At 56.2% G+C, this 12,820-nt stretch carries 13 protein-coding genes and 2 tRNA genes; 6 read left to right on the top strand and 9 right to left on the bottom strand.

The genetic code is table 11. From position 1 onward, the window contains the following. The first annotated feature begins 19 nt into the window (after positions 1-19). Entirely contained in the window at positions 20-805 is a 786-nt protein-coding gene (locus B7L15_RS12760; protein WP_085919337.1) for a MetQ/NlpA family ABC transporter substrate-binding protein, read from the top strand. A 91-nt stretch (positions 806-896) separates the two neighbouring features. Further along, entirely contained in the window at positions 897-1,376 is a 480-nt protein-coding gene (locus tag B7L15_RS12755) for a GAF domain-containing protein (protein WP_085919336.1), read from the top strand. A gap of 109 nt (positions 1,377-1,485) precedes the next feature. On the opposite strand, the gene B7L15_RS12750 is transcribed toward B7L15_RS12755, so the two are convergent. Further along, a tRNA-Val gene (locus B7L15_RS12750) sits at positions 1,486-1,562 on the bottom strand. 43 nt (positions 1,563-1,605) lie between these two features. Then, positions 1,606-1,682 (bottom strand) — tRNA-Val (locus B7L15_RS12745). A gap of 187 nt (positions 1,683-1,869) precedes the next feature. On the opposite strand from B7L15_RS12745, the gene B7L15_RS12740 reads away from it, so the two are divergent. Further along, positions 1,870-2,940, top strand: coding sequence for an endonuclease/exonuclease/phosphatase family protein (locus tag B7L15_RS12740; RefSeq protein WP_085919335.1), 1,071 nt, complete (start codon positions 1,870-1,872; stop codon positions 2,938-2,940). On the opposite strand, the gene B7L15_RS12735 is transcribed toward B7L15_RS12740, so the two are convergent. Then, a complete protein-coding gene (locus B7L15_RS12735; RefSeq protein ID WP_085919334.1) occupies positions 2,937-4,325 on the bottom strand; it encodes a class II fumarate hydratase in 1,389 nt (462 codons plus the stop codon). The two genes, B7L15_RS12740 and B7L15_RS12735, sit on opposite strands and share 4 nt — an antisense overlap. A gap of 277 nt (positions 4,326-4,602) precedes the next feature. Between B7L15_RS12735 and B7L15_RS12730 the strand changes: the two genes are divergently transcribed. Then, the gene (locus B7L15_RS12730) at positions 4,603-4,977 is read left to right on the top strand and encodes a phasin family protein (RefSeq protein ID WP_066315349.1); all 375 of its coding nucleotides are present in this window, start codon (positions 4,603-4,605) and stop codon (positions 4,975-4,977) included. 121 nt (positions 4,978-5,098) lie between these two features. Here the strand turns inward: B7L15_RS12730 and hda are convergent, their stop codons facing one another. Both hda and B7L15_RS12720 read right to left on the bottom strand, forming a co-directional pair. Beyond that, the gene (gene hda, locus B7L15_RS12725; RefSeq protein WP_085919333.1) at positions 5,099-5,803 is read right to left on the bottom strand and encodes a DnaA regulatory inactivator Hda; all 705 of its coding nucleotides are present in this window, start codon (positions 5,801-5,803) and stop codon (positions 5,099-5,101) included. After that, entirely contained in the window at positions 5,800-6,897 is a 1,098-nt protein-coding gene (locus B7L15_RS12720) for an AI-2E family transporter (RefSeq protein ID WP_085919332.1), read from the bottom strand. Before B7L15_RS12720 ends, hda begins: the two co-directional genes overlap by 4 nt. A 195-nt stretch (positions 6,898-7,092) precedes the next feature. On the opposite strand from B7L15_RS12720, the gene purM reads away from it, so the two are divergent. Both purM and purN read left to right on the top strand, forming a co-directional pair. Next, positions 7,093-8,166: a phosphoribosylformylglycinamidine cyclo-ligase gene (gene purM / locus B7L15_RS12715; protein WP_085919331.1), complete on the top strand. Its 1,074-nt coding sequence runs from the start codon at positions 7,093-7,095 to the stop codon at positions 8,164-8,166. Next, entirely contained in the window at positions 8,163-8,897 is a 735-nt protein-coding gene (gene purN, locus B7L15_RS12710) for a phosphoribosylglycinamide formyltransferase (protein WP_085919330.1), read from the top strand. The genes purM and purN overlap by 4 nt, the downstream gene beginning before the upstream one ends. A 71-nt stretch (positions 8,898-8,968) precedes the next feature. Here purN and dcd read toward each other — a convergent pair whose 3' ends face one another. The 4 genes from dcd to cobA form a co-directional block, all read right to left on the bottom strand. Beyond that, positions 8,969-9,535: a dCTP deaminase gene (gene dcd / locus B7L15_RS12705; RefSeq protein WP_066315332.1), complete on the bottom strand. Its 567-nt coding sequence runs from the start codon at positions 9,533-9,535 to the stop codon at positions 8,969-8,971. A gap of 11 nt (positions 9,536-9,546) precedes the next feature. After that, entirely contained in the window at positions 9,547-10,347 is an 801-nt protein-coding gene (gene apbC, locus B7L15_RS12700) for an iron-sulfur cluster carrier protein ApbC (protein WP_085919329.1), read from the bottom strand. Positions 10,348-10,491: 144 nt separating this feature from the next. Then, complete coding sequence (locus tag B7L15_RS12695) at positions 10,492-11,610, bottom strand: kinesin (protein WP_085919328.1); 1,119 nt, start codon at positions 11,608-11,610, stop codon at positions 10,492-10,494. A 161-nt stretch (positions 11,611-11,771) separates the two neighbouring features. Then, a complete protein-coding gene (gene cobA, locus B7L15_RS12690; RefSeq protein ID WP_085919327.1) occupies positions 11,772-12,578 on the bottom strand; it encodes a uroporphyrinogen-III C-methyltransferase in 807 nt (268 codons plus the stop codon). Positions 12,579-12,820: the final 242 nt, after the last annotated feature.

Below are 12,820 nucleotides of genomic sequence, written 5' to 3'. Positions count from 1 at the left end.
ACATCCAAGAGGAGTTGCCATGAAGACATTAGCCCTCGGCACCATTACTGCACTCGCACTGGCCGTTAGCGCCAGTGCTCAAGCCGCCAGCATCAAGATGGGCACCGTTGCCGGCCCTGAAACCGAAGTCATGGAAGTTGCTGCCCGAATTGCCAAGGAAGAATACAACCTTGACGTCGAAATTATCGAATTCACTGATTACGTAACGCCCAATGCAGCACTGGCAGACGGCAGCCTGGACGCTAACGCTTATCAGCACGAGCCCTACATGCGGTCCATGGTGAATGATCGTGGCTATGATTTCGCCATTGCAGGCTACACATTTGTCTACCCCATCGGCGCTTACTCAGAGAAGTACGACAGCGTTGACGAACTGCCTGAAGGTGCCCAGATCGCGCTACCCAATGACCCGTCCAATGAAGGTCGCGCGCTGATCCTGATGCATAATGAAGGCCTCATCACGCTGAATGACCCCGAAAACCTGGAAGCGACACCTATCGATATCGCCGAGAACCCGAAAGACTTCCGTTTTCGCGAAATCGAAGCCGCCCAGCTACCGCGCGTTTTGCCGGATGTCGACATGGCCTTCATCAACAACACCTTCGCGCAGCCCGCGGGCCTGAGCCTTGACGACGCGCTGATCAAAGAAGGTCCCGAATCGCCCTACGTCAACCTGATTGCCGTCCGCGGCGGTGATGAAGACCGTGAAGAGATCCAGCAGCTGGTCAGCGCTTACCAGAGCGAAGAAGTGATCGAGAAAGCCGAAGAACTCTTCGATGGTGCCGCCGTACCCGGCTGGAAATAATCCTCACCATTGTCAGACAAGAGACCAACCACACCGGGCCGACAACTGTCGGCCCGGTGTCGTTATGGATATGCATAACCAGGGAGCCGTCATGTCACTTGATAGCGTCAACTATGACCTTCTCGATCGCCAGCTCGCCGCGTTGCTGGATACCCGCGACTGGCTAACCAATAGTGCGCAAACCTGCGCCTTCATCATGCAGTCACTACCCCACTTGAATTGGGTCGGCTTTTATTTGCAACGCTCACCTGAGATGCTTGCGCTAGGGCCTTTTCAGGGCAAGCCTGCCTGCCACCCCATTCCGTTCAGCAAGGGGGTTTGCGGTGCTGCCGCGCGAAAGCGTTCCACCCAGCGCGTTGATGATGTTCACAGCGTTGCCGACCATATTGCCTGCGACATCGACTCCCGGGCGGAGCTGGTCGTGCCGATTGTCAGCAATGATCAGCTATGGGGGGTGCTGGATATCGACAGCCCGCAGGAAGCACGCTTTAGCCAAGAGGACCAAGCCGGCATTGAAGCATTACTGAATACTTTTAAACGCCAAACCGACCTGCCTGTCTGGGATCACTGACGGACTGACCCCACTGACAAAGCAACGCGATACTTCCTCACGCCAGACAAATCGCACAAAAACAAAAACGCCCCGTCATGACGAGAATGACGGGGCGTAATCGAGAATCTGGTAGGACCAGGCGGATTTGAACCGCCGACCTCCACGATGTCAACGTGGCGCTCTAACCAACTGAGCTATGGTCCTGAAAAAGTGTCATTGCTGCCTGGCCGTTTAACGACAACCAAGATGGTAGGACCAGGCGGATTTGAACCGCCGACCTCCACGATGTCAACGTGGCGCTCTAACCAACTGAGCTATGGTCCTGCCGAGCAACGGATGCGTATTTTACGTTTCCGCCACTGAATTGCAAGCTATTTATCGACTTAGCAAAGCATCGGCAGTCACTGACGGTCACTTCGCCGCCGGGAACTTATCACGCTGCCCGAACAAACCGGGTGCTACACTGGAACAGCGCCCATCGACGAACGCAAGACAACACGGGAGACCGGCCATGCCAGGCCTATTGCTGGGAAGCATCGCGATCGTCTTATTACTCACAACACTGGTTGCCCGCATACGACTGCGCTGGTGGTGGATTCGTAGCTGTGAATTTCCACGCTTACAGATTGCGAGCCTCGCCATTGCCTGCTTTATAGCAGCGCTGCTCATGCCTGTATCACCTACATGGCAAATGATCACGCTCGTCATTTGCCTGGCCGTCATTATCATCCAGGCGTGCTATATCCTGCCCTGGACGCGGCTCTGGCCCAAACAGGTCCGCTCAGCCAACGTTTGCAATGAAGCCCGGGACATTACGCTGCTCGTCGCCAATGTCCTGACCCCTAACCGCCGGTCTTCTGACCTTATCGATCAGATCCACGCACATCAGCCCGACATCATTCTCACACTGGAATCTGATCAGTGGTGGCAGGACCAACTGGACCCGGCGCTGGACGCGCAGTGGCCATATAGCGTCAAGATTCCCCTCGACAACCTCTACGGCATGCATCTTTACTCACGGCTGCCGCTTGAGAACACATCCGTCGAGTGGCTTATCCAGGACGACATTCCCTCTATCCATACCCACATCAGGCTGACGGGTGGTGAGGCAATACGACTGTTTGCGGTGCATCCCCGCCCTCCAGCGCCGGGTGAAAGCGAAAAGTCGCTCTGGCGGGATGCCGAGCTGTTATGGGTGGGTAAGAAGATCCAGAAGACGCCGCAGCCGACACTGGTCGCCGGCGATCTTAACGATGTTGCCTGGTCACGCACTACTCGGCGCTTCTGCCGCGTTGCCGGCATGCTGGATCCTCGTCGGGGGCGGGGGATGTACAGTACATTTCACGCTCACTACCCGATTCTGCGCTGGCCTCTCGACCACATTTTCGTCAGCGAGCACTTCACACTTGGCCGTATGCATCGCTTGAAAGACTTTGGCTCGGATCACTTTCCAATGCTTGCCACGCTTTGCTACCGCCCCACCCGCAAGCACGAGCATGAAACACCCGATGCAAGCGCGGAGGAGGAAAGCGAGGCAAGTCAGACCATCCGCCAGGGTCAGCGCGAAGAGCAACAGACCTAGCCCTTGTCGTTATCAGGCACGCCACCTCGCGTAAGCGCCTCTGGGTCAAGCAAGCGCTCAAGGCGGTCACGCCCAAGGTCGGTGTGCTCTTCAGCGACATCAATGATCGGCCGCCCTGTTTGATAAGCTTCCTTGGCGATGGCCGCTGCCGCATTGTAACCAATCGCGCTGTTAAGCGCCGTGACCAGAATGGGATTACGAGCGAGCGGTGTTTCAATGCTGTCCCGCCGTACCGTGAAGGTCGCAATGGCACGGTCGGCTAACAGCCGCGTGGTACTGGTCATCAGTGTGATGCCCGTCAGCAAGTTATAGGCCACCAGGGGAAGCATGACATTCAACTGAAAATTCCCGCTCTGCCCGGCCACCGTTATCGCGGCATCCAGACCAATAACCTGCGCGGCGGCCTGTGCAGCCGACTCCGGAATCACCGGATTCACTTTACCGGGCATGATCGAACTGCCCGGTTGCAGCGCCTCGAGCTCGATTTCACCCAGTCCGGCAAGCGGGCCTGAGTTCATCCAGCGCAGGTCATTGGCGATCTTCATGACAATGCACGCCAGGCCTTTGAGATGGCCGGAAAGCTCCACGGCCGCGTCCTGGGAGGCAATGCTGGCGAAAAAGCTATCGTTGGGCTTAAACGACAGTCCCGTTTGCTCACTTAGCTGGGAGGCCACCTGGTCGGCAAACCCTTGGGGTGCGTTAATGCCTGTCCCGACAGCTGTTCCGCCCTGCGCCAGCCGACATAGCCGCGTCAGGCAGCTGTCCAGCCGCTCGATGGCCTGACCCAGTTGGCTCGACCAGGCGCCCAGTTCCTGATCCATGCGCAGCGGCATGGCATCCATAAGATGCGTACGGCCGGTCTTGACCACATCCGAAAGCTCGGCAGCTCGTGAATCAATCGTACTGCGAAGATGCACCAGCGCCGGACGAAGCGACTCATGTACAGCCAATGCGGCCGACACATGTATCGCTGTCGGAATCACATCGTTACTCGACTGCCCCATATTGACGTGATCATTGGGCAGGACCTCAACACCACGACGGCTGGCCAGGGTGGCGATGACTTCATTTACGTTCATGTTGCTGGAAGTGCCCGACCCGGTCTGAAACACATCCACCGGAAAGTGCTCGTCGTGCTCGCCACTGATCACTTCCCTGGCGGCCTGCATGATCGCGTCGGCGCGATCAGCATCAAGTTCACCCAGCGCTTGGTTAGTCTGAGCGGCGGCAAGCTTGATGCGTGCAATCGCATGAATAAACGCAACCGGCATCGGGGTGTGAGAGACCGGAAAATTATTCACTGCGCGTTGCGTCTGGGCGCCGTACAACGCCTCGGCAGGAACATCCAGTTCCCCCATACTGTCGCGTTCAATGCGCGTTTTCATGGTAGTCCTCCTTGTCGATATCGGCGGATAAACGTCGGTACGATAATTTACCGACGGGCAATCGTGAAACGGCGTCATTTCTAGCCTAGTGGCCGCAGTATAAAACTCAAGCGATCTGGCATCAGCTTTATTATCCAACCATGTTGCACTGCACAAAAACGCCTGCTATGCTGCAACGCAGAACATCAGGGAAAGCACCACAGGACGACACTTCGTCTGGCGCTGCTACCCATTTCATCGAAACGCGTTAGCACCGCTAAACAGGAGATTTTTGATTATGAGTACTTTCAACACCAACGAATGGACACAGCAGTTCGATAATTTCTTCATGGCCCCAGCACGCGCTTACGCTGCGCTGAGTGTCGACATGACAGAAAAGCTTTTCAATGCGCAACTTGATGCGCAGAAAGCCTACGTAGATACCAGTCTTGCCCAGGCACGCAAGCTGATGAGCGTGAAAGACGCCGAGGAACTACGCAGCTACATGGAAAACCAGCAGAAAGTCGCCAAAGAAGTGGCAGAGCGCCTCAAAAGCGATGCTGATAACGTGGTTTCTCTACAGCAGGACTTCGTTCAGAAAAGCCAGAAGATTACTGAAGACAACATCAAGCAGGCACAGACAGCGGCCAGCAAGATGGGTAAAACGGCCTGATTGGAATAACGGGTCACTCGCATGACCGAATGTCATGCGCAGTAAGTAGACGATGATTGATGAGCCGCCAGCCACCGCTGGTGGCTTTTTTTATGGCCGTGGCCTTATTAGCCGACCAGCATTACCAGCCCAGTGCGGACTTCACAAACGGGATGGTCAATTTACGCTGGGCGGACAGCGACGCTTGATCCAGCGTTTCCAGCGCTCGACAAAGCGCGCCAAGTTCGCGTGGCCCGCGATGAAGAATATAGCGGCCTACGTCGTCGGGCAATTGCATCCCGCGGGCATGGGCCCTCAGCTTCAGCGCGGCCAGACGGTCATCGTCATTCAAAGGATGCAGGTGGAACACCGTGCCCCACGTCAACCGCGATGCCAGGTCAGGTAACACCACCTGCAACTGGCGGGGCGGCGCATTGGCGGCAATCACGAGATGCTTGCCGGCATCGCGCAGGCGATTGAAGGCATGAAAAAGCGCTTCCTCCCAGCGCTTCCGGCCTATCACCTGCTCCAGATCATCTATACAGACCAGGTCGAGCCGCTCAATATCTTCCAGCATCAATGGTGGAAAATGACCTAACTCGGCCAACGGCAGGTAAAGGGCCCGCTTGTCTCGATCGGAAGCGGCATGGCAGGCAGCCTGCAATAAATGGCTGCGCCCTGACCCCGGCAGGCCCCAGAGATAAATAAAATCCTCGCCGGCTTGCGCCCACTGCTGCTGAAGGCGATCAAGCAATGCCGCATTGACCTCGCCAGCGTAATAGTTATGAAACGTAGCGTCGTCGCGCAAACCCACCCCGAGGGGCAGCTGCGCCGGCACCTGGCTCATGAAGACTCCCTCTCATCGCCGATCGCGGGCACCTCTTGGGCGTTTTGATCGTCATCGTTATACAGATCACTGTTTATGTAACGGTCCCTGGCCTCGCGTAGCAGCACCATGATGACCGCCGCCGCCGGCAAGGCCAGCAGCACCCCCGTCAGGCCGAATAAGTTACCTCCCGCCAGCACTGCAAAAATAACCGCGACCGGGTGAAGGCCTATCTTGTCGCCTAACAGCTTAGGTTGTAACACCACGCTTTCCGCCACCTGGCCAATCGTAAACACGGCGACAACACCCAAAAGCCCCCACCAGGTGCCAAACTGGAATAGCGCGACAATCAGCGCCACACACAACCCCAGGATAAAGCCAAGAAACGGCACGATGCTCACCAGGCCGGAAACCACACCGATCAACAAGCCAAAGTCCAGCCCGATCAGGGTCAACCCGCTCGCATAGATGATGCCCAGGCAAAGCATGACCAGCAGCTGTCCACGCAAGAACGACGCCAATACTTCATCACAGCGGCCAACCAGACGGCTAACATCATCCGCCCATTGACGAGGAATCAGATTGGCAATATTGGTGATAAGACGATCCCAGTCCAGTAGCAGGTAAAACGTCACGACAGGGATCAGCGCCACGTAAGTGACCCAGGATATGAAGGCCATCCCGGAGCGACCTATCTGGCCGAGTGCCTGGGCCAGGTAGCCACCGGCATCGCGCCAATTCTCGACCAGCGTCTCGCGTACATTGACCAGTTCAGAACGCAGATCATAACCGGTCCACTCGAACACCTTCGGCGCCAGGGTGTTTTCCCCCCAGGCAAAGATACCCGGCACGGCGTCACTTAACTGTTTCAACTGCTGAATCACGAGCGGGATGATGATCAGCAGGCTGACAACCATCACCAGCAGCAGCACACAGAAAACACTGCTGACCGCCACCGCACGGTTCATTCCCCAACGCTGGAAGTGATTGGCCAGCGGGTCCGCCAGATACGCCAGGATGATACCGGCAATAAACGGCATTAATACGGCATCCAGTAAATACAACAGCCCGAACACCAGGACTAATAGCAGGATCCCCCACCATGAATTGCGCATATAACTCCTTTGATGGCCACTGTCACGATAGCCTACTATGCCGGATATAAAGAAAAACCGCCTGCTTTTGTTAACGTCATACGCGAGCCGATGCGAGCCTTGCCACCGGGTGTTACAATCCCGTTCAATTATTGCCCGGCTCTGGCGACGTACGCCAGCCACTATCGCACCGTACTTTGCTCCATAGGACCTGTCATGACCGACACCTCTTCTTCGCACGCCTCATCGGGACCGTCACTCAGTTATAAAGACGCAGGCGTTGATATCGATGCTGGCAATGCGCTGGTCGATCGCATCAAGCACGTTGCCAAGCGCACGACGCGCCCTGAAGTCATGGGCGGGCTCGGCGGATTCGGCGCCCTTTGCGAGTTACCTCAAGGGTATCAGCAGCCGGTACTGGTCTCAGGCACCGACGGCGTGGGTACCAAGCTGCGTCTCGCCATGACACTCGGCAAACACGACACCATCGGTATTGACCTGGTGGCCATGTGCGTCAACGATCTTATCGTTGCCGGTGCCGAGCCCTTGTTATTCCTCGACTACTATGCCACGGGTAAATTAAATGTCGATATCGCGGCGGACGTGGTCACCGGTATCGGTGCTGGCTGCGAGCAGGCAGGCTGCGCCCTTGTTGGTGGTGAAACCGCCGAGATGCCGGGCATGTACGAAGGTGATGACTACGACCTGGCCGGATTCTGCGTTGGTGTCGTCGAAAAAAGCGAGATTCTCGATGGCAGCCGCGTGGCGGAAGGCGACGTTTTGCTCGGCCTGGCCTCATCCGGACCTCACTCAAACGGCTACTCGCTGATTCGCAAGATTATCGAGCACGGTAACGCGCCGCTGGACACCCAGATCGACGGTGTTGCTCTGGGCGATGCCCTGATGGCACCGACGCGCATTTATGTAAAGGCACTGCTTTCCCTGCTACGGGAGACAGACCTATCGGTTCATGCGCTTTCACACATCACCGGTGGCGGGCTGCTCGAGAATATCCCCCGCGTACTCCCCGATTCGCTTGCAGCACGCATCGATACCCAGGCGTGGACGCGGCCAGCCGTATTTGACTGGCTTCAAACCCAGGGGAATGTCACCGACACCGAAATGTACCGGGTTCTGAACTGCGGTATCGGTATGGTCGTCGTCGTCCCTGAAGCCGAAGCCAGCCAGACCATGCGCCACCTCGAAGCCCAAGGCGAAACCGTGTACCGACTGGGACAGATTGAACCACGCAAGCAGGATGCCGTGGTGTTGGAGAATTTGCCGGCATGAGCAGCACCGACTATAACAGCGACACCTTGACGGACATGACCCCAGAGCCCACTACGCCACCCCGCGTGGTCGTGTTGATTTCTGGTAGTGGCAGCAACCTGCAAGCGCTTATCGAGGCGCAGTCACACGACCGCCTGGGTGGCGAGATTGTGGCCGTTATATCCAACGAGGCCGATGCCTATGGCCTAAAACGCGCCCGTGACGCCGGTATCGATGCTGTTGCGCTACCGCACCGGGAGTACGATAGTCGTGAGGCCTACGACGGAGCACTGATCAAGGTGATTGAACGCCATGAGCCCGACGCCATCGTGCTGGCCGGTTTCATGCGTATTTTGACACCGCGCTTTGTGCAGCGCTTTCTGGGCCGGATGCTGAATATCCATCCCTCGCTGTTACCCGCTTACCAGGGGCTCAACACCCACGCTCGCGCGCTGGCCGACGGGGTGAAGCAGCACGGTTGCAGCGTTCATTTCGTTACCGAGGAACTGGATGGCGGGCCGGTAGTGTTACAGGCCGAACTCAATGTCGCCACCGACGATAACGTTGAATCGCTGAAGCAGAAAGTCCAGGCCCGTGAGCATCTGATCCTGCCCATCGCCGTACAATGGTTTTTACAGGGACGCCTTCAATACAGCGGTGAAGGGGCTACCATGGACGGCCACCCCCTGCCCCTCCATGGCATGCGACTGTCCCACGACGATGCGGCCGAAGAGCTCGACGAGTCCGTCTAGGCCAAGCCGGCACACAAAAAAAGCCGAGCGGCCAATACCGCTCGGCTTTTTACTTAGCAGACAGGCATTATTCAGGTACGCGGTAACGTCACACCACGCTGGCCCATGTACTTGCCGCCACGATCCTTGTAGGAGGTTTCGCACACTTCGTCAGATTCCAGGAACAGCATCTGCGCAACGCCTTCGTGAGCGTAAATTTTAGCCGGCAGATTGGTTGTGTTCGAAAATTCCAGCGTGACGTGACCTTCCCATTCCGGCTCAAGAGGCGTGACGTTGACGATGATTCCGCAGCGGGCATAGGTCGATTTACCCAGGCATATCGTCAACACATTGCGCGGGATACGGAAATACTCCACCGTCCGCGCCAGCGCAAAGGAGTTGGGCGGAATAATGCAGACATCGCCCTTTACATCAACAAAGCTTTTATCATCAAACGCTTTGGGGTCCACGATCGCCGAATGAATATTGGTAAAGACCTTGAATTCATCCGAGCACCGGACATCATAGCCATAGCTGGATGTGCCGTAGGAAATAACCCGCTGATCGTTAATATAACGGACCTGCCCCGCTTCAAAAGGCTCAATCATGGCATCGCTTTCTGCCATGCGCCGGATCCATTTATCGGACTTGATGCTCATTGGTTACGTCGTCACTCGCTGAAGGAAATAGTGGGACTTTCTTTATTCTGGCCATCCACGCTCTGCGCCACTCGTGTGGCAATCGCGGCAAACGTTTGGCTGACCGATCCCTCCGGCTCCGAAACAACGCTTGGGCGACCTGAATCGGTAAGCTCACGAATCGACAGGGTTAACGGCAAACGACCCAATACCTCGGTTTCGTACTCTTCGGCAATACGGTCACCACCGCCAGCACCGAATATCGGCGCTTCATGGCCGCACTTTTCGCAATGGTAAAGACTCATGTTTTCAACCACGCCCAATACAGGCACATTCACCTTGCGGAACATCTCGATGCCTTTCCGCGCGTCCAGCAGGGCGATATCTTGCGGTGTGGTCACAATCACAGCCCCGGAAACGGCGACTTTCTGGGCCAGGGTCAACTGAATGTCACCAGTACCGGGCGGCATGTCGATAAGCAGAAAATCCAGGTTATCCCACTGGGTTTGATTAAGCATCTGCTGGAAAGCCCCCACCACCATCGGCCCGCGCCAGACCATGGCTTCACGTGTGTTGACCATGAACGCCATCGACATGGCTTGCAGCCCATGGGCCTCAAGCGGCAGGAATTTATCTTCACCCGCTGCCTGCGGCCGAACACCCTCGGCAACCCCAAGCATTTGCGCCTGACTGGGGCCATAGATATCTGCATCCAGAACGCCCACACGATAGCCCTGGGCGGATAACGCCAGCGCCAGATTAACGGTAACCGTAGATTTGCCGACGCCACCCTTACCCGAGGCCACAGCGATGATATGTTTTACGCCTTCCATTTAGACAGACTCCTCGTCTGGCGTTGAATCAACAAGTGCTGGAATCATACTCCTCGCGGACCAAATCATAAACCAGCACCCAAAAGAACGGGTGCTGACGTATCAGCACCCGCTCATCCAGACTAAGACATTTCGAAAGAGTGCTTAGCCAGCTTCATCTTCCTGATTACCACTTTCGCTGCCAGAGGGTGCCTCTTCGCTGCTCTGGCTGTCGCCTTCTTCGCTACCCCCCTGACTGGTGCTTTCACCGGCATCGTTGGCCGCATTACCGGTACGCGAATCCAGCGTGGAGAGCTCGTCACGCCACTCATTCAACTGTGTTTCCAAGCGTTCCAGCTGCTCTTCACGGGTGGACACCTGGTCTTCAATCTTGGCCAGTTCCTCGCGGCCCATTTCGATGGCGACCATGACATCTTCCATTTCACTGCGAACATCGTTCAGGCTATTCTCTTCTTCTTCACGCAGCGCTTTCAGCGAATCGACCTCTTCTTGCAGTGCATCGCGCTCGCTGGCAGCGCTGTCACGCGCCTGCTGAACCTCAGCTCGCTCCGCTTCGGCGTTGGCGATGTCGTCTTGAAGGCTGGACAAGCGCTCATTCGCCTGCTCGATCTGGGTGTTGACGTCATCCAGCGTTTCTCTTGCGGCGTCACGCTCTTCAACCGCCTGCTGACGTTCATTGGCCGCTTCCTGCCGGGCTTCTTCTGCCTCTTGGCGCGCATTTTCAGCACTCTGACGAGCCTCTTCGGCTTGTTGACGTGCCTGGTCAGCTTCCTCACTGGCCTGCTGTACCTGATCACGCTCTTCGCGCAGCGTTGCCAGCTCGCTTTCAGCGTCGCTTACCTGTTGGTTCAGTTCGTCAACGTTGGTTTGCAGGGCGTCGCGCTCTTCCTGCAGTGACTCAAGTTCAGAACGCGTGTCACTCACTTGCTGTTGGAGGTTTTCCAGGGCCTGTTGCTCTTCGGACTGCTGGTTTTCAAGCGCATTCATTTCCTCCTGCAGCGCCGACAGATCTGCTTCGGCATCGTCAACTTCGTTGAGCTGCTGAGTCAGCGATGTATTTTCTTCCTCAACGTTTGCCACCTGCTCTTCCAGCGCCGCAACGCGGTCCCGGCTGGTGCCGACATTTGACTGCGCCATGATGGCCCAGATCACTGCGATCGCGGCGATACCCGCAATTCCCTTCACGCGATTATCGCGGAACAGTGTCTTCATATCTGGCTTGCTATTGGTCGGCTTTTGATCGGTTTGCTGCTCGTCTGACATGTCGCCTCTCCCTTTGGTATTCGCTGCGCGTTGCGCGTACCGGTGTTGGCTGCGCATTAGGCAGCAGACAGTGATAATTATCAGCCTGCTAGCTACCAGCATACACAGCTTAGAGTATCTAGCCACTCTGACGATAAGACACTAGCGTTGATTGTTTAACGCTAGCCGTCTGAACCGGTGGGTGGCGTTGGATGCTTACCGTGACGAAACCCCTTGGCATCGGTCTGATCCACGTCGAACCATGCCAGCTGTGCATTCAATGACACTACATGACCGACAATCAACAAGGTCGGAGGCTTTATATAGCCTGAATAGAAAGCATCAGGCAGCGCCTGCAAGGTGCCAATATGGGTTTGTTGCTGTTGAGTCGTACCTTGCTCAATCAGCGCCAGCGGCGTATCTCCCGCCATGCCGTGGGTGACCAGCGCTTCGCAGATGACATCCACACTGCCCAGCCCCATATAAAACACCAGTGTCTGGCCCGGGCGTGCCAATGTCTGCCAATCCAGATCACACTCACCGTTTTTGAGATGGCCGGTGACAAAGCGCACCGATTGCGCATGGTCGCGGTGGGTCAGCGGAATACCGGCATAGGCCGCACAACCCGACGCCGCCGTGATACCCGGTATCACCTCAACAGGGACGCCAGCAGCTATCAAGGTTTCAAGCTCTTCCCCTCCACGGCCAAAAATAAACGGGTCACCTCCCTTGAGTCGAACCACGCGATTCCCTGCCCGGGCCCAGTCCACCAGCGCCTGGTTGATACCCTCCTGGGGGACACTGTGCGACGAGCGAGCCTTGCCCACATAAAACTGCCTAACCGTTGACGGCAGTAGCGCCAGGATCTCATCGCTAACCAGGCGGTCGTGCAACACCACATCGGCATTCTGCAAGCGCTTAAACGCCTTGAGCGTCAGTAACTCAGGATCCCCTGGCCCGGCCCCCACCAAACTGACGCGCCCCTTCATGCAAGCGCCATCCTGTATAGACGTGCTGTGCGACAAAACACACCTCATCGGAATAAAAAGAATATTTTATATGCACAAACGTAATGCTTTTTGCTCACATATGCCATCAGCAACGTTAAACCAACGTATTATATACCTTTTTAGTCTTAATATTTTTTTAGATATAGCAAAAAAATATGTAAATGTATCGAATTGTAGGAAATGGCTTACATTCTAATTACGTTTTTAAGGCTATCCTAGCC

This window comes from Halomonas sp. CSM-2, from assembly GCF_002119345.1.
Classification (GTDB): domain Bacteria; phylum Pseudomonadota; class Gammaproteobacteria; order Pseudomonadales; family Halomonadaceae; genus Vreelandella; species Vreelandella janggokensis.
Note: the sequence above shows the minus strand (reverse complement) of the source record. Positions and strands in the feature narration are given on the sequence as shown.